Below are 20,486 nucleotides of genomic sequence, written 5' to 3'. Positions count from 1 at the left end.
TGGCCATGACTGATTAATAGGATATTGACATGACTGGCGACCTCAATGCTGCTATTCCACAGAAACCTAAGTTTTCCCTATGGGCAATAGCCCTAACGCTTTTTATTGCGGTGCTAAATATTGTTGTTTATTTTTACCAGCTCAATTATGCCGCCCCACTCGGTTCCCAAGAAAATAACTTATTATTATTTGGTGCCAATGTTTACCAACTTTCATTAACGGGGGATTGGTGGCGTTATCCAGTCAGTATGGTATTGCACTCAGGTGGTATGCACCTTGCTTTAAATACATTGGCCTTGTTTGTTATTGGGATTGAATGCGAACGCACCTATGGAAAATTTAGGATGCTCGCAATATACCTATTTTCAGGTATTGGCGCGGCATTTTTTAGCGCTTATTGGCAATACAGTGAAGCCATTAACGCCGCAGCAAACCGCGCGTCAATGAATGCATGGAATAGTTTATATTTACCTGATAACACGGTATATATTACCGTTGGTATTGGCGCATCTGGAGCCATTATGGGGTTAGCTGCCGCTTCCGTAATTTATTTATTAAAAGGGATAAATAACCCAAACCTCTCTCTTGAAGAGCGCAACCAATTAAAACGCCCGCTATATAATATTATTGGAATGATTGCGCTAACTCTCATCAATGGTTTGCAGTCAGGTATTGATAACGCTGCTCATATTGGTGGAGCAGTACTTGGCGCTGTTATTAGTGGCGCTTTTGTACTTGCGCCCCAAGCAACCGTCCGGGCAAAACTACTCTCTAGCGGTGTCATTGTACTTATAGCTGCCGCCTTACTGGCTATAACACTAAGCCAGTTTTCTTCCCTACAAGACGAAGACCTGAACTATGAGCGCCAGTTTATTTACCAAGAAATGGCAAAAGAACTTAATCAGCGATAAAAATACCGTTTTTTCGTAAGAGATTAGTCCTATTATTGATACCGTCAATAATAGGACGCGTAAATCTAGAAAGTGAATAAATTCATTGTCATCATTACTGCACTACAGATAATTAATAACAATGTAATGTATTGGAAAGTACGTTCAGATAAACGGACCAGTAAATATTTAGCTAATGGCATCACAATCAATGCCCCTGCACACAATATCAGCGCCAGTTTTAAATCCGTATAGCCATCTTGCGCATAAGCTAAAGCAGAGGAACCAGACAACACGGTTGTTACAAAAATCGATGTACCAATTGCTTGCTTAATATTCAGTTGCATATAGCGCAGCAACATAGGGAGAACAACCACCCCACCACCAACTCCAGTTGCACCAAGTACAACACCCGCTAGGATAGCCGGCACAGCCATGGATTTTAGCTGATCCCCTTTTGCCGCTTCTTGCTTGATGATCGAAACAAAAAACATTCGCTGAACAAATAAATATAGCGAAAAAATAATGGCAGCAGCCACTAACAGGTTAATACCCCACTCGACTTGTTTTTCATACCCCGGTAATCCCCCCAACCATGTAACAAACAGACTTGAGAGAAATGTGCTCGGCAACATAATCGCTAATACAATCATAGCGCCTTTAAAGGGGATATTGCCTAATCGAAAATGCATATAAGAAGAAGAAACCTTCATTAGCATCGAAAGGAAATTGGCAGTGGCTACTGCTGCTAGTGCATTTAGCCCAAAAAAATAGGTCAGTATCGGTAAGACAATCACACCACCACCGACACCCGTTGTGCTGATAATCAGCCCAATAAGTGCGCCTATCGCTAACTCCGTTACAATCATTAACTCTTGCCTTGTATCAGTGCTCGTCGCCCTTTTTGTAATGCTTCATTTGCATCACTATCTGCTAACGTGAGGTATTTAAAAAATAATGTATCGAAAGTAATCATCTGTAACACTTGGGGGGTGATGATGCCTAATTGGGAATGTTGCTCATCATAAAAATAAGGCAAGGCGAAGTCCGCTAACTTTATCGCTTCATCTTGACCAAAACGTGTCAGTGCGACTGTCGGGCAACCTGTTTCTTTTGCAGCACGAAGCATACTATTGATTTCTTGAGTATTTCCACGCGCCGTTACTGCAATAGCTAGGTCTTCCGGCCCCAAATTTGCCGAGTAACTTAGCTGAACATGCAAATCATAACTAAACAGTGCGTGTTTATTAATGCGAATTAATTTATGGAAAATATCACTGGCAACAATGGCTGAAGACCCGACACCAAACAGCACGATACGTTTGGCCTGAAACATTTTTTGCGCGATGGTATCTACGACAGAGGGCTCAAGTAAATCCAGTGATTTTTCAATAGCCGAAATAAACATTTGCCCTGTTTTGGCGATAATCTGAGAGGTATCATCGTGACGACTCAGATTACCGTATAAACTTTCTGCTTTGTGTTGCTTCTCATCCGACAAATAATCAACTTTAAATTCAGGATAGCCACGGTACCCCATTTGGCGTGAAAAGCGGATAACAGATGCACTACTGACCCCAGCCGCCTGAGCCAATTCCGCTGCATTCATTGCGATAAGACTTTCGCGATTATCCAGCAAAAATGTGGCAATACGTTGTTCTGTGCCTTTACCTCGTGTCTGCAAGCTTTCCAGTTTTACCGTCAGTGTCGACATGGCTTTTCCTTCTAATTATTTTTCTGGATCAGTGAAGCCTATTATCATACTGGCAATGAACCCGACAATCCATGCACCTGCAACAGCAATTAAGAAATCCAATATTTGGCCATCACCCACTAATGGAATTAGCGATAACCCTGCTGTTCCAAAAGGAATGATGATCCCGACATGAAAGAACGCCATTAATGCCCCACCAGCTGCGCCGCCAATGCAACCTGCGATGAATGGTTTACCTAATGGTAATGACACACCAAATAAAAGCGGTTCACCGACACCAAAAATACCCACAGGTAACGCACCGACTAAGGTTTTCTTCAAGCGTTGGTTTTTGGTTTTTAAATAAACCCAGAAACACGAACCCACTTGCCCCATTCCCCCCATAGCTAAAATTGGGAACAAGTAATTCAGACCAAAAGTTTGTAAAATTTCAGCGTGAATTGGGATCAAACCTTGATGTAAACCCGTTAGTAATAAGAATAAGAAACTCCCCCCCAAGATACCGCCAGTCGCCACGGCACCACCGCCACTATTTAATAAAGCGACAGAAACACCTTGAGCCAAAATTTGGTTTAAGTAATGTCCTGCGGGTTGGAACACCACAATTGCGACCATCGCAGAGACTAAAATGGTCACAAATGGCGTCACGATAAGGTCTAAGCTTTCTTTAATAATGCTCCTAAACCACACTTCAAATTTAGAAGAGAAAACGACCACCATGAGCACTGCAAAAATACCCCCGCTACCCGGGACTAATTTCGAACCAAATAAGGTGATATCCGCTAACCCCGGCATCGAAAGTAACCCAGCCATGACCGCACCAATTGAGGTAGATGCACCAAGCTCTTTCGCGGTATTCACCCCAATCATAATTGAAAGATAAACAAAGACTGCGCTACCAATCAATTTTAATAACTTAAATAACTCAGGGAATTGGTCGACAACCCCCGGAGCAACCAAGCGGACGATATTGATTAGCCCCATAATTAGACCACAACCAATCAAAGCTGGAATAGTAGGAACAAATATAGCGGCTAACGTATTCAACGTACGGCGAATGGAAAACGCTTTTTTCTCCGCCGGTGCTGAACTTTCTGATGTCGTAGAGGTGCTACCTTGCATACGTTTGTTCATCACCGAAAAAACTTTCGCTGCGGTTCCCATCCCAACAATCACTTGTTGCTGTTCACCATTAAAAATAACACCTTTTACGCCCTCAATTTGTTTCAAGGACTCAGCATCAAATTTACTATTATCTTTTAAAACTAAACGGATACGCGTCATACAATGAGTTAATGTTGCCACGTTCTCAAAGCCGCCCGCATATTTTTCTATTTCTCTGGCGAGTACTTCCAGATGTTCTATCTTATTAGCCATATGATCCCCCTGATGTTGACTGAGCCAATAAACCCGCTCTTCAACATGCTATCCCATTACTTAACGGTAATTGCTAACATGCTATCCAAGGTGGTATTTGGATGTTGTTGAACGATATCCGTCGCTTGCTGTGCATTAATTTGTAGCTCATGCATTAAAATTGCGCGTCGTGGATGATAATCCACTTGCGCTAATAACCCTGCCGCGGTGTGTTCATCAATACCGCAGACTTCACTCACAATCCGTTCTGCGCGGCGCAGTAATTTGATATTACTGGCAACAACATCAACCATTAAATTAGTATGAATACGGCCTAGTCTCCCCATCACACAAGTACTTAGCATGCCTAAAATCATTTTTTGCGCAGTACCACTTTTCATACGAGTCGAACCCGATAACACTTCAGGGCCAACATCGGGGGCAATTGCCAATTTTGCTACGTCACTTAATAACCCTCTTCCTCGCGTGGTGATAGCCACCGTTAACGCACCGATTTCATTAGCGTATTCAATACCCGCTAAGGTAAATGGTGTACGTCCACTCGCAGCAATGCCCACCACGACATCTTTGGCACAAAGTTGGCGTTTTTTTAGCTCAGCAATCGCTGATTCTGCTGAATCCTCAATATTTTCAACCGCTTTTAGCATTGCATCTTGGCCACCCGCAATAATCGATTGCACCATTTCAGGTGAAGTACCAAATGTGGGTGGACATTCTGCACTATCTAATACGGCTAACCTACCGCTAGTACCCGCGCCAATGTAAAACAAACGTCCACCTTGCTTTAAGCACTCAGCAACAGCGTCAACCACTTGAGCAATCGCAGGTAGAACAGCCTGAATGGCACCTGCAACCGTGCTATCAGCTTGGTTAATGACGTTCACCATCGATAGCGTATCCAAACGTGAAAACTGCTGCGTTTCCTGATTGAATTCATTGTGTAGACAGTTACTCAGAGTATTTTCGGCTAGAGACATTCAAATGCCCTCATGAAATTTAATTTCATTAAAAAATACATTAAATGAATTTTAATTTCAATTCAAATCACAGCAATTTCGTACCACTTAATTGCGGGTTATGATCTTACTCACAATAATAGGTTTGTATTGAAAAATACCGGTGACAAAAGCCACCGGCGATAATGCTATTTTACGAACTTACAGGTTCCGAAGGCTGATGGGATGTGAAAATCAGGTTTAACGGAATCAGGTTTGATCCAGCTAATCCATTTACGCACTTGCTTAGGTTCACCCGCGCTGAACTCTCCACGCAAAATGGCACACATTAGTGTCTGTTTGTCTGCGTCTTGCCATAAATCGAGTTTAGTGAATTCATCTAAATCAATTTTTCCCGTTAATACATAACCATTTGGCGTTATTTCACCCACGGTTTGTAATGTTTCCCAGTTCCAACTTGGGTCAACTTCACGGTAATAATTAGCTTTTGCATCGAAAGTACGCCCTTTCGGGTCCATTTCAGCCGTGTAATAAGGTTTTAATTCAGGGCTAGTCGCGAAAAAGAGTTCGACTCGGTCAGAATCTAACACTGCTTGGTCTTTATCTGGATTATCACCTAACTGGATATCTTTATCATCTGCAATAAAACGGAAATATAGTGCGTCATCACTCCATAAAGCGCGAAAATCTGTTTTGGGAGCCACTTCCTTTTCCCATGGGTAAGTAAAATCGGTTAATACTTCTGCTTTTTCCCAGACTTCAGTACTTTTAGTCGCATCATTGAGTGATTTTAACTGATCGGTATGATTGATTTGGTACTCTTTTGCCGCCACACTTGCTGTAACAAGCACAGCGCTCGCGGCTAGTAATGTCGTTAATTTCATACTTTCCTCACCTATCTGATTAGAGAGCTGTTATTCACAAAAAACCGCCAAAGAAACAATATTTCATAGAACATACAAAATATAGAATTAAAATTTCATAATATATAGCTTCATTCTATAAAAACTATCATGATGTGAAGCCGCTCACTCTTTAATGAGAATGTGATTTATCTTTTTCATCCAATGTCTGATTAATTTTAATTCAATTATTAGGCTTAATATTAGTCAACTTCGATTGGTATTCAGACATTGACATGACTTTACGTTACGCGACTTGCGTCACTAATTTAAGTCAAGTAGCCTAAAGACACAGGCCTATTGGGGCTGACAATTTCGGATTATGACTTTTTATTATCAAGGCTAGGACATGAGGAAACGTCTGTTTTTTGGTCTTATTATTATTGCAGGGATCGCATTTACGACCATAATGTTGCTTGATCGCTGGATAAGCTGGGATACCGCCCCCTATATCTATGAAGATGTAGAAAAATTGCCTGCACGCGATGTTGGGATGGTACTTGGCACATCCAAATATTATGCCTCTGGTGTTAATAACCTCTATTATACCTATCGCATTAAAGGCGCAGCAGAGGCATACCACAGTGGAAAAGTTAAATATTTGCTCCTCAGTGGTGATAATGGCGCTCATAATTACAATGAGCCAATCAACATGCGTAAAGATTTAATTAAAGAAGGGGTTCCAGCCTCTAAAATCGTGCTCGATTTCGCAGGTTTTAGGACATTAGACTCCGTAGTACGCACTAAAAAAGTGTTTGATACCGATAATTTTACGATTATTACCCAGCGTTTTCATTGTGAACGCGCGGTCTTTATCGCCAAACATAAAGGTATTGATGCACAATGTTTAGCAGTTCCGACACCTTCTGGAATGTATAGAGTGAGAGTGCGTGAAGTGTTTGCACGGCTAGGCGCTCTGGCGGATTTATATATCTTAAAACGGGAACCTAAATTTTTAGGTGAACAAGAATCCATCCCAGCCCCCATTAAGATGCCAGCAGGAATTAAAGGCTATCCGGCGGTTTCACCGGATGAAGTCAATAAATTGAAGTAGATATAGGTAGATGAATACTCATCTACCTATGAGGTTGTTGACAAAGCGGGATAAAAGCGTGGTTTTTCCCGCTTTGTGTTATCAGCCGAAAATCAATAAATTGATTTTCCTAGTTTATTTTCAATAACCTATTCGACTTGCCGCCAAACATAATATGTTTGTCAGCAGTCTGATAGGTAGATGAATACTCATCTACCTATCAGCTTTCTCGTTAATTTGCGCCAACACCATTCAAGTGGGCCTTGCCTGAAAAACATCAACCAATAATAAGAAAACAATAAATTTGCTCCCCAAATAATGGGAACCAAGGCAAGTAATTCAACCCGCGTAAATTGACCAAAATAGCCGAATTGGTAAAACAACATGGTACAAATTAGCGTTTGCAAAATATAATTACTTAGCGCCATCCGCCCCACATATTGCAAGCCAAGAGCGACTTTGCTGTTTGCCAGTATCGTCCAAAAGCCATACACCAGAGCTATGTATCCTAAAGATTGAAATGGAATAACTAGCTCATTAATAATGTAACCAATGATTGATGTTGAAAAATAACTCCAATTGAATTGGCTTTGCATGTATAGCGAAACTATTTGGACCAATATAGATGGCAAGATAAATATGTAGGCTACTTTGCGGTAGTGTTGAGCGCTAAATTGCCCTCGTAACCAACCATTTTTCATTAGCAGTGCACCAATAACCATCAATGCCGCTAATTGCCAGCCATATTGGATAACCAACATTTCAACCATTTTGAGCATCTCTGACGCTCGATAAAGCACGCCATCCATTCCCCCTGAGGTATGTATCGCATATTCAAATGCCAGTTGCTCATCAGAGGTTTGCCAAAAACCGGAGGGGTTTACACTACTACCCAACACGAGCAAGATAACTAACCCAATCAAATAGATTGATAGTGCTATTTTCAATAAAAAACCATCTTCATATTGATTAAGCAGATAGGTTACCAACAAGCCCGTCAATGCATAAGCCAAAAGAATATCACCATCCCAAAAACCAACCCCATGAATCACCCCAAACAGGGCTAAAACCAATAGACGGCATCGGTTCCAACGAAGAGAACGGGGTTGTAATAAAGCAAGGGTTGCCCCAAATAGGATTGAAAAAATAGCGAGAACTTTGCCTTGAAAAAGGACATTGAAAATCCCCCAGAGGTAAGCCTCTGAGTCGGGTGTTTTATTGGTGTAATAAGGGTTTAAATACGCCGCTTGTGGTAAAGCAAAAGCAAAGATATTCATTAAAAGAATACCTAAAATCGCCATACCACGAACAGCGTCAAGTTGGCCAATGCGACTTGACGGCGTCGTTGCTGTCATAAATTATAAGTGACGCACTGCACGTAAAAATTCTTGCCGTGTATTTTGGCTTGATTTAAATAACCCGCCTAATGACGTTGTTGTTGTTGCACTTGTCGCGTCACGAATACCACGTGCTTTCACGCAATAATGCACTGCATCGATACAAACAGCTACATTTGTTGTTCCCAATAATGTTTGCAAAGCAACCAAAATTTGCTGTGTTAAGCGCTCTTGCACTTGTGGGCGCTGTGAGAAAAATTGCACAATTCGATTAATTTTCGATAAACCAATGACTTTATCTTTTGGAATATAGGCAACCGTGGCCTTTCCATCAATCGTAACAAAATGGTGTTCACAGGTACTTGTTAACGTAATATCACGCACAGTGACCATTTCATCCACTTTCATTTTATTTTCAATTAAAGTGATTTTTGGAAAGTTTGCGTAATCAAGCCCTGAAAAAATTTCATCAACATACATTTTTGCGATGCGACGAGGGGTATCAGCTAAACTGTCATCGGTTAAATCCAAATTCAGTAGCGTCATGATCTCTGTCATGTGCCCTTCAATCAGTTTCTTACGTTCGTCGCCTGATTTTGGCTGGATACGTAAAGGCGTTTCTAGGCCTCTAGCCTCCAGCGCGGCATGAACTAATTCGGCCTCTTTACTCAGAGATGACATGTGATCCTCCACAAATGGTATAACTATTTTTATAAAATGCAGGTGTGCGGTACTCTAAAACAGCAGGTAGAGATAATCCAGTACAACATCGTTAATCGCTGTGAAATATTTGCATTTAGCCCTGTAATTTATTCACAAGATGAATACATACATTAAAAGGTTTTACACCTTATATAAGGTGATTAGTAGCACATTTTTTATCAATGTTTTAACCTTGAATGGCGATAAACGAATAAACTTGAAATGATTAACGCAATAAATAATCTAAAAATTGGTCATTTCATGTGTAATTTTGTCTACGTTAATGCCTCCCTGTTCGTTAAATCTAACCAAAAGCTATCTGTAATCAATTTCTATTCATTCACGCACTAATGGATTTCTGCCATAATATGCATCACGAACACATTTTAAAGCCTCAAGGCAGATAACAATAATGAGGGTCATTATTTATGGATCAGTGTCATACTAACGATTTGATTTCTCTAGATGTTGCATTGGAAAAATTACTATCTCAAACGAAAACCGTCACAGATACAGAAATCATTCCACTGACCTCCTCTGCACAACGTATCATTGCGACAGACCTGATTTCCCCTATCAATGTTCCACCATTTGATAATTCTGCTATGGATGGTTATGGCTTACGTTTCGCCGATTGGGATGGTAAAACGCCAATGCCTGTAGCAGGTGAATCTTTTGCGGGTAACCCGATGGAAGGTGAACTAAAAGCAGGTTGCTGCGTACGTATTATGACAGGCGCACCAATTCCACAAGGAGTGGATACCGTTGTGATGCAAGAATCTACACAACAAACGGACCAAGGTATTGTATTCACCCAACCAATTAAACAAGGTAGTAATATCCGCAAAGCAGGGGAAGATATTACCCAAGGCAGTGCCGTATTCCCTGCGGGCACCTTACTAACGACCGCTCAGCTACCTTTAATTGCTTCACTGGGTATTGCTGATGTCACCGTATATCGCCGCCTTAAAGTTGCCGTTTTTTCAACGGGAGATGAGCTACAAGCCGTCGGCCTTCCTTTAGCAGATGGGCAAATTTATGATACTAACCGTTTTACCGTTCGTCTGATGCTGGAAAAACTTAATTGTGAAGTGTTTGATTTAGGGGTAATACCGGACTCGCCCGAAAAACTCAAGCAAACCTTTATCGAAGCTAACCAACACGCTGATTTAGTGATCAGTAGTGGCGGTGTTTCCGTAGGTGAAGCCGACTATACCAAACAAATTTTGGATGAATTAGGCACCATTGGTTTTTGGAAGTTAGCCATTAAACCAGGAAAACCCTTTGCTTTTGGTAAGCTGAGCGACGCTTGGTTTTGTGGGCTACCGGGGAACCCTGTTTCCGCCGCACTCACCTTCTATCAATTGGTTCAACCGCTGATTGCCCGCCTTTCAGGACACAGCCAATGGCGTGCTCCGCTACGCTTTAAGGTTCCAGTGACCACCGCGTTGAAGAAAAGCCCGGGCCGTTTAGATTTTCAACGAGGAATTCTAAGCACCAATGAGCAAGGGCAGTTGCAAGTCGCCACGACGGGTCACCAAGGCTCACATGTGTTTAGTTCATTTAGTTTAGCCAACTGTTTTATTGTCCTTGAAAGAGAACGTGGGCGCGTTGAAGCAGGTGAAATGGTTGAAGTCGAAATGTTTAACTATTTATTAAAAAGTGAATAATAACAGTGCAAGAGCTTAGCGATCCGGAAATGTTGCGGTACAACCGCCAAATTATCCTCCGTGGGTTTGATTTCGATGGGCAGGAAAAACTTAAAGCTGGCAAAGTACTGGTTATTGGCCTTGGCGGTTTAGGCTGTGCCGCAGCTCAATACCTTGCTGCTGCTGGTGTCGGTCATCTGACATTGGTGGATTTCGATACCGTGTCATTGTCTAACTTGCAACGGCAAATTTTGCACCGTGACGTCACCATTGGTACACCGAAAGTTGATTCAGCTAAAGCGCAACTTGCTGCCATTAACCCATATATTCAAATTGACACCGTCAATGCACAACTTGATGATGCACAACTTGATGAATTAATTATGCATCATGATGTGATCTTAGACTGCACAGATAACGTTGCCATTCGTGAACAGCTCAACCGCTTGTGTTTACCACGAAAAAAACCACTGGTTTCAGGTGCTGCTATTCGCATGGAAGGGCAATTATCTGTTTTCACTTATGAAGAAAACACCCCTTGCTATCACTGTTTAAGCCGTTTATTTGGTGAAAATAACTTAACTTGTGTGGAAGCAGGGGTTATGTCCCCTTTAGTCGGTACCATTGGTACGCTAGAAGCGATGGAAACCATTAAATTATTAGCTAATTATGGGAAAGTTAATTCAGGAAAAGTATTGCTATTTGATGCAATGACCATGGATTTTCGCCAATTTAAACTTAGCAAAGACCCGCATTGTGAAGTCTGTGCTAAAAGCTAACTGCTAAATTTTCGGGCAAGTTGGCTTTTCTCATCATTCAGGCGAGGCTTTTCTCGCCTTTTTCCTATTTTTATTACATCAAAATTAAGAATAATCCGAAAAAATAATTTAATTGCCCTTTCACCTTATACTATCTCTCTTTTGTGGTGCTTGATGGTTTAAATATCACCACTGTTTATTCTTTTGATAAAGTTACTGAGAGTATGAATATGCAATTCCCTCCTTGCCCGAAATGCCAGTCTGAATACACCTATACTGATAACGATATGTATATCTGCCCTGAGTGCGCGCATGAATGGAATGATGCCGAACCTGTAGCTGATATTGATGAATTGATTGTAAAAGATGCCAATGGCAACCTGTTAGCTGATGGTGATACCATCACGGTTATTAAAGATCTCAAAGTCAAAGGCAGCTCTTCTATGCTAAAAATTGGTACCCGCGTTAAAGGTATCCGTTTGGTCGAAGGCGACCACAATATCGATTGTAAAATTGATGGTTTCGGTCAAATGAAATTGAAATCTGAGTTTGTGAAGAAAAACTAAGTTTACTTCACCCATTAAAAAGCCCTCAGATTTTGAGGGCTTTTGTGTTTCTAATCCCAAAAAACAGATTTAGATAACCACACCTTGGCTTGTCAGGTATTCATCATAACTACCTTTGAAATCAATGACTTTATCTTCTTTAATTTCTAAAATACGACTCGCTAACGAGCTAACAAACTCACGGTCATGAGAAACGAAAATTAACGTACCTTTGTATAATTCGAGGGCTAAGTTTAATGACTCGATAGATTCCATATCCAAGTGGTTGGTTGGCTCATCCATAATCAAAATATTTGGCTGTTGCATCATTAACTTACCAAATAACATACGCCCTTGTTCACCACCGGATAACACTTTAACTTTCTTTTTAATGTCATCTTGAGAAAACAGTAAACGGCCTAAAATACTGCGCACCGCTTGCTCGTCATCCCCTTCACTTTTCCACTGACTCATCCAGTCAAACACGGTTAAATCCGTTTCAAAATCTTCTGCATGGTCTTGGGCATAGTACCCAATACTGCTGTTTTCTGACCATTTAACCATCCCGCTCGTTGCAGGCTGTTCACCCACCAGTGTTTTTAAGAATGTAGTTTTACCGATACCATTAGCACCAATGACAGCCATTTTTTCGCCAACTTCCAGTAATAAATTGACGTTTTTGAATAATGGCCCTTGGTCATAACCGTTCGTTACAGCTTCTAATTCAAGCGCATTTCGGAACAATTTTTTCTCTTGTTCAAAACGAATAAATGGATTTTGTCGGCTAGACGCTTTCACTTCATCCAATTGAATTTTATCAATTTGACGTGCGCGTGAAGTCGCTTGTTTCGATTTAGATGCGTTAGCGCTAAAGCGGCTAACAAAAGATTGCAGTTCTGCAATTTGTGCTTTTTTCTTCGCGTTATCTGCCAGTAAACGCTCACGTGCTTGAGTTGCCGCGATCATATATTCATCATAGTTACCAGTGAATAAACGCAATTCACCGTAATCTAGATCAGCCATATGGGTACATACGGTATTTAAAAAGTGCCTATCATGGGAAATAATGATCATAGTACAGTTACGATCGTTCAGCACTTGCTCTAACCAACGAATCGTATCGATATCCAAGTTATTCGTCGGCTCATCGAGTAATAAGATATCAGGGTCAGAAAATAGGGCTTGAGCCAACAGCACTCGCAGCTTCCAGCCTGGTGCGACTTCACTCATCGGCCCATAGTGTTGTTCAACAGGAATACCCACACCTAGTAATAATTCACCTGCACGCGCTTCCGCACTATAACCGTCCATTTCACCATAAGCGACTTCTAGGTCAGCCACACGGTAGCCGTCTTCTTCGCTCATTTCAGGTAAGGCGTAGATTCTATCGCGCTCTTGTTTGACGTCCCACAGCTCGCTATGGCCCATAATCACGGTATCAAGTACGGTAAATTCTTCAAATGCGAACTGATCTTGGCGAAGTTTACCAATACGCTCATTTGGATCAGTCGTGCTCACATTTCCAGCTGTAGGGGTTAAATCTCCCCCTAAAATCTTCATAAATGTGGATTTACCCGCGCCATTTGCGCCGATCAAACCATAACGGTTGCCTGTGCCAAATTTAACTGAAATGTTTTCAAACAGTGGCTTACTGCCAAACTGCATAGTGATATTGTTCGTTGTTAACACTGCTATGCCTTAAATTAAACGGTGTAAAATAGCCTGCGATGATTAGGGGTCTATGACCACAGCGTGCAAAACAACCCAAAATAGTGATTTGAGCAGCAAAATACACTCCATGTATGGTCATTAGAGTATGGCAGGTATAAATAGCGGCGCATTATGCCATATTACACCGCTTAGATCTTGTGCTGTTTTCAGCAAATTGATTAACACGAAAGGAAAGGCTGACTAAATGCCAAACTAAAGAGCGATCCCCATAGTACGGCTGATCTCGGTTAGCCCTTCTCGCTCATAAAATTTAATCGCTTTATGGTTTTGCGCTAACACTGACAACTCCAAGTGGCTTAGTTGTCGACTTTTTGCCCAGGCTTTCATCGCATTTAGTAATTTTTGCCCTGCTTTTTCACCACGGAAATTAGGAGCAACCACTAGGTCAAAGATATAACCAAAATTTCGAGGAACAACACAGTTATAAGGGTCAGCTGCTTGTTGTTGTGCAATACAAAGCCCTTTAATCTCACTGTTAAATTCAGCAACTAATAAACAAAATTTATCGTCAATAATCGCATTTTCAATAAATTCCCTAGTCTGCTCCGCTGGTTGTAAACGTTCAGGGTCGAATAATGCCATTTCCGAAAACAAAATTTGGTAAAGCGATAAAATGGATTCTACATCACTTTTAATAGCTTCCCTTATCATGCATTCCTCTCTGTGATTTTAATATTAACGCTAGTCGTAGGTTTTAATTGGTGGGGCGACATAAGATTCAAAACTTTCTAATAACTCAGCGGGAGAATCATTCACAATCGCCATATGACGGTATTTTTCATGGAGGAAACCTTCATCTGCCATCTTATTTGTCATATCAATCAATGGCTGCCAATAATTATTAATATTAAATAAAGCGCATGGCTTAGCATGCAAACCAATTTGGCTCCAAGTAAATACTTCTGCGTACTCTTCAAGCGTGCCATAACCGCCAGGCAAAGCGACAAAGGCATCCGCAAGCTCAATCATTTTACTTTTACGCTGATGCATCGTTTCAACTTTATACAACTCAGTTAAATTCTTATGAGAAATTTCACGTTCTTCTAGCAATGATGGGATCACCCCAATCGCTTTTCCCCCTAATGACAATACGGTATCAGCAACTGTCCCCATAATTCCCACGCTCGCTCCACCATAGACTAACGTGATATCACGTTTAACCATTTCTTTAGCAAACTCAATGGCTTTTTGCTGATAGACCTCATTTTTTCCCATACTGGAACCACAATACACTGCAATACTTTTAATTTTTCCCATTTGTTCCTCATTTTCCATTTTTATTGTGACTTTTTAGTTAAAGCACTGAATTATACGAGCCTAATACAGAAGCTCAAGCTTCACTCTTCGCCATAATAAAATGAGACTAACTCATGTTTATAGCACTGCTATTCACCTAAACCAACATGTTGACAACCAATAGAGCACATTTACCCCCTTATTCTCTATAGCTAAACCATAAACAAATATAAAGCCGTGCTGTTTTATGAGATAATCTTTAAGAAATTATTTTTCATCACTGAATACTTATTTTCTAAATATTTATTATCAATTAAGTTACGTTTTCCGAGGTTTACTTATTTATGTCTGCCGACACTAAAAAGAGCGCATTTCCGCTATTACCTATAGGGTTATTACTGCTTGCAATGACCTCTATTCAAAGCGGGGCTTCTTTAGCTAAAACTTTATTTCCTGTTATCGGCGCTCCCGGTGTTACTGGTTTACGTTTATTGCTTGCTACTATTATTTTGTTCGTTATTTTTAAGCCTTGGCGTTTAAAATTCAGAAAAAATTCGCTAGTTCCATTGCTTGCTTATGGGTTATCCCTAGGTACGATGAATTATTTGTTTTACCTATCTCTTGAACGAATTCCATTAGGGATAGCTGTTGCTTTAGAATTTACTGGTCCTTTAGCCGTTGCGATGTTTTCTTCTCGCCGTCCGATTGATTTTTTATGGATAGCCCTTGTTATTGTTGGGTTATTATTCTTACTTCCAATCGGCGATAATATTGATTCCATTGATACACTCGGTGCTCTCTATGCTCTCGGAGCCGGTGTCTGCTGGGGGTTATATATTATATTCGGGCAACGTGCAGGAGCGGGTTACGGTGCAGCAACCGTTGCAATAGGTTCATTTATTTCTGCCATGCTCTTCTTCCCTATCGGCTTAATGCAAACAGGTGTCGAGGTGATGTTCGACCCCTCAATTTTACCTATTGCACTAGCAGTCGCGATTTTATCAACCGCATTTCCTTATACATTAGAAATGATCGCGCTAACGCGTTTGCCTGCCCGAACTTTTGGTACATTGATGAGCCTTGAACCTTGTATGGGCGCATTTTTAGGAATTGTTTTCCTAAATGAGCACTTAACGATGACTCAATGGTTGGCATTATTATGTATTGTCTGTGCTTCTATTGGCTCCACCTCAACAGCAGTACCAAAGTCAAAAATCGAAAAAGTGTCCTAGCCACTAAAAGCTCGAAGCAAACAAAGACAATCAAGGTTAATAAATTCGATATATAGATATTTATTAACCTTTTTTCGTGTAAAGTTTTATTCATCAATTTGAAATAATCTATTTTTATTTCTAGTTTATGCTTTAAATAAAAATTTATTATCTCTATCGCACTTATTGTCAAAAACGATTAGTACCGAAGATCCACAATTAATTAACGGTTAATAAAGTATATCGAATAGACCTATTAAATTAATCGTTTATTACATTATGACAAATTAGTTTAGTTATTTTATATTTATTGACAGATGAGGTTACTAAACAAATTCATATTTAAGAGAGGATGAATCATGAGCACAGCTAAATTATTTAAAGCATCTTCAAATGAACTTTTATATACACGTAATGATATGGAAGACAGCGTAAAATTGGAAACCATTGGAATTCTTAATGTTATGGTGGTCCATTTTACCGATCTCTCTCTAATGACTAAACAAGCCCACTGGAATATGCGTGGCCGTAATTTTATTGCTATCCATGAAATGCTAGATGGCTTTAGAACCACGTTAGTTGAACATTTAGATGAATTCGCAGAGCGCGCGGTTCAATTGGGAGGTGTTGCTATTGGTACAACGCAAGAAGTTAACCGCTTCACCTCGTTAGAAGCTTACCCAATTAATATCCATAGTGTACAAGACCACTTAAAAGCGTTAGCCGACCGCTATGCTATTGTCGCGAATGATATCCGTAAAGCCATTGATGAGGTGGAAGACGAAGACACTGCGGATATGTTTACCGCAGCTTCCCGCGATATGGATAAATTCCTCTGGTTCTTAGAAGCAAATATTGAGTAATGTCGTAAATAGAGTCAATTAAAATTGACCAATGGCCACTGTAGAGTGGCCATTTTATTTGCGAGTCATTAACTATAATCAAACTGTTATTCAAATACCTAAAAATAAAATAAGTTAACTTAGTTATTTACTGTTTTTAGGTATCTCAGGTTGTTCTATAGGAAATACAGGTAATGCATTTAATAGCCTTTTACCATAATTTTTAGTTAGCAAACGTTTATCATAAATAATAATTTCACCATAGCACTCATGACTACGAATCAACCTACCTGCTTGCTGTATCAAGTTAAATGAGGCGCTAGGTAAACTTTGTACTTCAAATGGGTATCGCTTCAATGATTTCAACCAATCCCCTTCGGTGATAATCACAGGGTTTGTTACTGGTGGAAATGCAATTTTATGAATATGGACCTGAGTTAAATATTCCCCTTTTAGGTCTAACCCCTCAGCAAACGATTGTAAGCCAATTAAGGCACTAGATTGCCCTTGGTTAATTCTTTCGCAATGTGTTTCGACTAACCGGTAACGTGGCTGATCTCCTTGAACTAAAAGCTGCAAACGCAAATCTTTTACGTGCTCAAGAAAACCTTCCATCGCTCTTTGGCTACTAAACAAAACCAGTACTCCACGGTGAGTATTTTTAGTGAATTGTTCACGGAAAAATACTGCCACTTCCGCTAAGTGTTCAGCTTCAGTGTTTATCGTTGGCTCATATTCCATTTTAGGAATAATAATTTTTCCCTGCTCAACATGGTTAAAAGGAGAAGATAATGTCACAAAGCGGTCATCACTTTTTTCGGATAACCCAGTAAGTTCCATAAAACGTGAATAACTGTTCAATGACCTCAGTGTTGCCGAGGTAATCACAATATGAGGAACATTTCGCCATAACAAATGTTGTAATTGTTCGCTGACTCGGATCCCTGCACAATGCATAAAGAAGCGAGATTGGTTTTTCTCATAACGCCGACTTAACCATTTTGATACAGGGGCACCTGAACTTTGTTCTAATGCCGCCAACCGCCAAAGCTTCGACATATTTTCAAAGTACCCCATAGCCCTACTAGTCACAATAATGGAGCGATGTAAGCGGACAATATCTTGCTTCGCAGTTTGTTCCGTCAAATCATTTAAGATGGCTTCCGCCAGTCCCTGTAATGCATCAGTTTGCTTAAACAAGGCCTGACAGCTCAGTTGCATAGCTTCAGGCAATACACCAAGCGGAAATAAATATTCAGTTTCTTTTGATGTTTCTGGTAATAATGCATTCGCTAATAATGAGAAATCACGAAATGTTTCACGTAATTTTTCTGCATGTTGCTGTAACCGTTCGGGGTTAGCTAACTTTGGTGGCTTCGCCGGACGAAATTGCCCCATGTACTGCCCAACATGCTGAATAAAGCTATCAAGCTGTGCCGTTAGTTGAACTAACGTAATTTCGCCTTCAACTTCAAGGGCATCCCTTGCAACATCCGGAACATGATGGCCTTCATCAAGCACTAATAATAAATTTTTCGGGTCAGGTAATACCGATTCACTTTCCATTGCAGCCATAACTAACGCATGATTAGCAACCACCACATCGGCATCTTCGATTTCCCGCCTAGCAATAAAAAATGGGCAACGCTGATAAAATTGACAATTACGACCTAAACAATTCATTTTATCTGTGCTGACTTTGCGCCATAAGCTATCACTAAATGCACGTTTGTGGTGATCCCTTAGCCCATCCCATGCAAAACTCTGAAAGTCATGCCGCAGTTGCTGACAAATAGCCCGCTCTTCACTATTCGCAATTTCTGTTTTATCTTCCACCAATAACATTAAATCAATTTGTTCGCCTTCCGCGGCACAAATAGCTTCTAAATTACGAGGGCAAACATAACGAGCACGCCCAAATGCCCCTGTATATTTTAAATCAGGAATAATTTTGCTTAATAAGGGTAAATCTTTACTATAAATTTGGTCTTGTAATGCCACATTCGCCGTACTGACCACTAAGGTTTTACCTTCTTCCCTACCAACCGCTATCCCTGGTATTAAATAAGATAGCGTTTTACCCACCCCAGTAGGCGCTTCTATAACCAAATGGCGGCCGTCATCATCTGCTAAATTTTTTGCGACTTGCGCGATCATCTGCCGCTGCGGTGATCGGGAAACAAACCCGTCAATTTGTACGGACAACCCTTTATACCACTGAGTTATTTGTTCTTTAGTTTTATTCGACAGGGACATAAATTATGCAGGTGACCAAAGTTAAAATGAAAGATAACGAAACTGACAACAATACGGAATATGTAAAAAACGCTTTTGCCAACCGCTTCGCAAAACTACTGTATTAATACCCATTATACATAAAAATTGGGAAGCTTTTTGCAAAACGCCCATTCTGCAACAGAAAAAATAGCTTTTAACTTGTTTGCAACACTCATCCGGTTATACTTTGAGTTCTTATATCATTTGGATTTTTATCACTAGGCAGGCTATAGAAAATGAAAAAGGTTGTTATCGCACTTTGCGCATTATGCGCTTTTGGTTCTGTAGGCGGTATTGTTTTAGCGGGTATGAACATTTATACACGTTCAACCACACCACTTGAGCAAGGGCAACCGCAATCCCCTTCAGCACTGCCAGCACCCAATCAAATTCAGTAATTTTAAAATAATTTATCAGCCCAGGATGGAGATAGCTTATGTACAACGATTATTTCGTAACCCCACAATGGTTAAATTTACATCTATTTAATGATAACATCATTGTACTCGATGCATCTTCTCCGCCACCGACCGCACCTTATGATTGCCGCCAACAATATTTAGAAGAACATATTCCTAACGCTCAGTTCTTTCATCAAGATGAAATTGCAGACAAAAGCTGTGATTTACCCCATATGCTGCCAAGTGCCGATGTTTTTAGCCAAGCAATTAGTGCCATGGGCATAGGTAATGACACCCAAGTTATTATTTATTCGCAGAATAACTTATTTTCATCCCCAAGAGCGTGGTGGACTTTCACCACTATGGGCTGCAAAAACGTTAAAATTTTAGCCGGTGGCATCGATGCTTGGAAAGCAGCAGGGTTTGATGTTCAGTCCGGGGAAGTTACTCCGCCAGCTGCGAAGCAATTCCATGCCACACGTAAAGACAGTAACGCACTGAATCAAGAGCAAATGCTTGATATTGTAAATCAAGGAAAAATTCAAATTATTGATGCTCGTGCAGAACCACGCTTTCTTGCTCAAGCGCCAGAACCACGTCCGGGTCTACGTATGGGGCATATTCCTGGGAGCAAAAACGTCCCATGGGATCTTCTCGTTGAAAAGGGTGAATTCAAATCACCGGAGCAACTTAAAGCTATTTTTACTAAACAAGGTGTCGATATCCATGCACCTTCAGTGATGACCTGTGGTTCAGGAATGACCGCAGCTGTGGTATTAATGGCATTAACATTATTAGGTAACCAAAACGTGCGTTTGTATGATGGTTCATGGGCCCAATGGGGGCAAGATAACGGCCTGCCAATCGAGTCGTAATCCTCTTCTTCCATAAAAATATAAGCCACTTGATATTTAAGTGGCTTATA

At 40.6% G+C, this 20,486-nt stretch carries 20 protein-coding genes; 9 read left to right on the top strand and 11 right to left on the bottom strand.

Annotation, left to right across the window (positions count from 1 at the left end; translation table 11 throughout):
• Nucleotides 1-29: 29 nt before the first annotated feature.
• Nucleotides 30-911: a rhomboid family intramembrane serine protease gene (locus tag PR834_RS05140; RefSeq protein WP_153673647.1), complete on the top strand. Its 882-nt coding sequence runs from the start codon at nt 30-32 to the stop codon at nt 909-911.
• Nucleotides 912-976: 65 nt separating this feature from the next.
• On the opposite strand, the gene PR834_RS05135 is transcribed toward PR834_RS05140, so the two are convergent.
• The 5 genes from PR834_RS05135 to PR834_RS05115 all read right to left on the bottom strand — a co-directional run bounded on the left by PR834_RS05135 (nt 977) and on the right by PR834_RS05115 (nt 5,821).
• Nucleotides 977-1,759, bottom strand: a complete 783-nt coding sequence (locus tag PR834_RS05135) for a sulfite exporter TauE/SafE family protein (RefSeq protein WP_004256546.1) — start codon at nt 1,757-1,759, stop codon at nt 977-979.
• The gene (locus PR834_RS05130; RefSeq protein ID WP_004256548.1) at nt 1,759-2,604 is read right to left on the bottom strand and encodes a MurR/RpiR family transcriptional regulator; all 846 of its coding nucleotides are present in this window, start codon (nt 2,602-2,604) and stop codon (nt 1,759-1,761) included. Before PR834_RS05130 ends, PR834_RS05135 begins: the two co-directional genes overlap by 1 nt.
• A gap of 15 nt (nt 2,605-2,619) precedes the next feature.
• Nucleotides 2,620-3,981 carry a PTS transporter subunit EIIC gene (locus tag PR834_RS05125; RefSeq protein ID WP_094962441.1) on the bottom strand — a complete coding sequence of 454 codons (1,362 nt, stop codon included), beginning with the start codon at nt 3,979-3,981 and terminating at the stop codon, nt 2,620-2,622.
• Nucleotides 3,982-4,037: 56 nt separating this feature from the next.
• Complete coding sequence (gene murQ, locus PR834_RS05120) at nt 4,038-4,958, bottom strand: N-acetylmuramic acid 6-phosphate etherase (RefSeq protein ID WP_004256554.1); 921 nt, start codon at nt 4,956-4,958, stop codon at nt 4,038-4,040.
• Between the two features lie 167 nt (nt 4,959-5,125).
• Nucleotides 5,126-5,821: a sugar-binding protein gene (locus PR834_RS05115; RefSeq protein ID WP_094962439.1), complete on the bottom strand. Its 696-nt coding sequence runs from the start codon at nt 5,819-5,821 to the stop codon at nt 5,126-5,128.
• A 367-nt stretch (nt 5,822-6,188) separates the two neighbouring features.
• On the opposite strand from PR834_RS05115, the gene sanA reads away from it, so the two are divergent.
• Nucleotides 6,189-6,893, top strand: a complete 705-nt coding sequence (gene sanA, locus PR834_RS05110) for an outer membrane permeability protein SanA (RefSeq protein ID WP_094962438.1) — start codon at nt 6,189-6,191, stop codon at nt 6,891-6,893.
• A gap of 188 nt (nt 6,894-7,081) precedes the next feature.
• Here the strand turns inward: sanA and yeiB are convergent, their stop codons facing one another.
• Nucleotides 7,082-8,227 carry a DUF418 domain-containing protein YeiB gene (gene yeiB, locus PR834_RS05105; protein ID WP_272536488.1) on the bottom strand — a complete coding sequence of 382 codons (1,146 nt, stop codon included), beginning with the start codon at nt 8,225-8,227 and terminating at the stop codon, nt 7,082-7,084.
• Between the two features lie 3 nt (nt 8,228-8,230).
• Nucleotides 8,231-8,890 carry a GTP cyclohydrolase I FolE gene (gene folE / locus PR834_RS05100; protein ID WP_004256561.1) on the bottom strand — a complete coding sequence of 220 codons (660 nt, stop codon included), beginning with the start codon at nt 8,888-8,890 and terminating at the stop codon, nt 8,231-8,233.
• Between the two features lie 449 nt (nt 8,891-9,339).
• Between folE and moeA the strand changes: the two genes are divergently transcribed.
• From moeA to PR834_RS05085, 3 genes are all read left to right on the top strand, one after another.
• Entirely contained in the window at nt 9,340-10,581 is a 1,242-nt protein-coding gene (gene moeA / locus PR834_RS05095; protein ID WP_272536487.1) for a molybdopterin molybdotransferase MoeA, read from the top strand.
• Nucleotides 10,582-10,586: 5 nt separating this feature from the next.
• Complete coding sequence (moeB, locus tag PR834_RS05090) at nt 10,587-11,339, top strand: molybdopterin-synthase adenylyltransferase MoeB (RefSeq protein WP_180312062.1); 753 nt, start codon at nt 10,587-10,589, stop codon at nt 11,337-11,339.
• 209 nt (nt 11,340-11,548) lie between these two features.
• Nucleotides 11,549-11,884, top strand: a complete 336-nt coding sequence (locus PR834_RS05085; RefSeq protein WP_004909208.1) for a zinc ribbon domain-containing protein YjdM — start codon at nt 11,549-11,551, stop codon at nt 11,882-11,884.
• A gap of 69 nt (nt 11,885-11,953) precedes the next feature.
• On the opposite strand, the gene PR834_RS05080 is transcribed toward PR834_RS05085, so the two are convergent.
• From PR834_RS05080 to PR834_RS05070, 3 genes are all read right to left on the bottom strand, one after another.
• Entirely contained in the window at nt 11,954-13,552 is a 1,599-nt protein-coding gene (locus PR834_RS05080) for an ABC-F family ATPase (RefSeq protein WP_140170853.1), read from the bottom strand.
• A 234-nt stretch (nt 13,553-13,786) separates the two neighbouring features.
• Complete coding sequence (locus PR834_RS05075; protein WP_272536486.1) at nt 13,787-14,245, bottom strand: GNAT family N-acetyltransferase; 459 nt, start codon at nt 14,243-14,245, stop codon at nt 13,787-13,789.
• Nucleotides 14,246-14,275: 30 nt separating this feature from the next.
• A complete protein-coding gene (locus PR834_RS05070; RefSeq protein WP_096864124.1) occupies nt 14,276-14,851 on the bottom strand; it encodes a TIGR00730 family Rossman fold protein in 576 nt (191 codons plus the stop codon).
• A gap of 323 nt (nt 14,852-15,174) precedes the next feature.
• Here PR834_RS05070 and rhtA point away from each other — a divergent pair, with 323 nt between their 5' ends.
• Together rhtA and dps are read left to right on the top strand one after the other, a co-directional pair.
• Nucleotides 15,175-16,062, top strand: coding sequence for a threonine/homoserine exporter RhtA (gene rhtA / locus PR834_RS05065; RefSeq protein ID WP_272536485.1), 888 nt, complete (start codon nt 15,175-15,177; stop codon nt 16,060-16,062).
• A 338-nt stretch (nt 16,063-16,400) separates the two neighbouring features.
• Nucleotides 16,401-16,904 carry a DNA starvation/stationary phase protection protein Dps gene (gene dps, locus PR834_RS05060; protein WP_004256573.1) on the top strand — a complete coding sequence of 168 codons (504 nt, stop codon included), beginning with the start codon at nt 16,401-16,403 and terminating at the stop codon, nt 16,902-16,904.
• 123 nt (nt 16,905-17,027) lie between these two features.
• On the opposite strand, the gene dinG is transcribed toward dps, so the two are convergent.
• The gene (gene dinG, locus PR834_RS05055; protein WP_272536484.1) at nt 17,028-19,139 is read right to left on the bottom strand and encodes an ATP-dependent DNA helicase DinG; all 2,112 of its coding nucleotides are present in this window, start codon (nt 19,137-19,139) and stop codon (nt 17,028-17,030) included.
• Nucleotides 19,140-19,396: 257 nt separating this feature from the next.
• Here dinG and PR834_RS05050 point away from each other — a divergent pair, with 257 nt between their 5' ends.
• Nucleotides 19,397-19,558, top strand: coding sequence for a hypothetical protein (locus PR834_RS05050; RefSeq protein WP_004256593.1), 162 nt, complete (start codon nt 19,397-19,399; stop codon nt 19,556-19,558).
• A gap of 38 nt (nt 19,559-19,596) precedes the next feature.
• Nucleotides 19,597-20,436, top strand: coding sequence for a 3-mercaptopyruvate sulfurtransferase (gene sseA, locus PR834_RS05045; RefSeq protein WP_272525675.1), 840 nt, complete (start codon nt 19,597-19,599; stop codon nt 20,434-20,436).
• The last annotated feature ends 50 nt before the right edge of the window (nt 20,437-20,486 follow it).

Source organism: Providencia sp. PROV182, assembly GCF_028480325.1.
GTDB lineage: Bacteria > Pseudomonadota > Gammaproteobacteria > Enterobacterales > Enterobacteriaceae > Providencia > Providencia hangzhouensis.
Note: the sequence above shows the minus strand (reverse complement) of the source record. Positions and strands in the feature narration are given on the sequence as shown.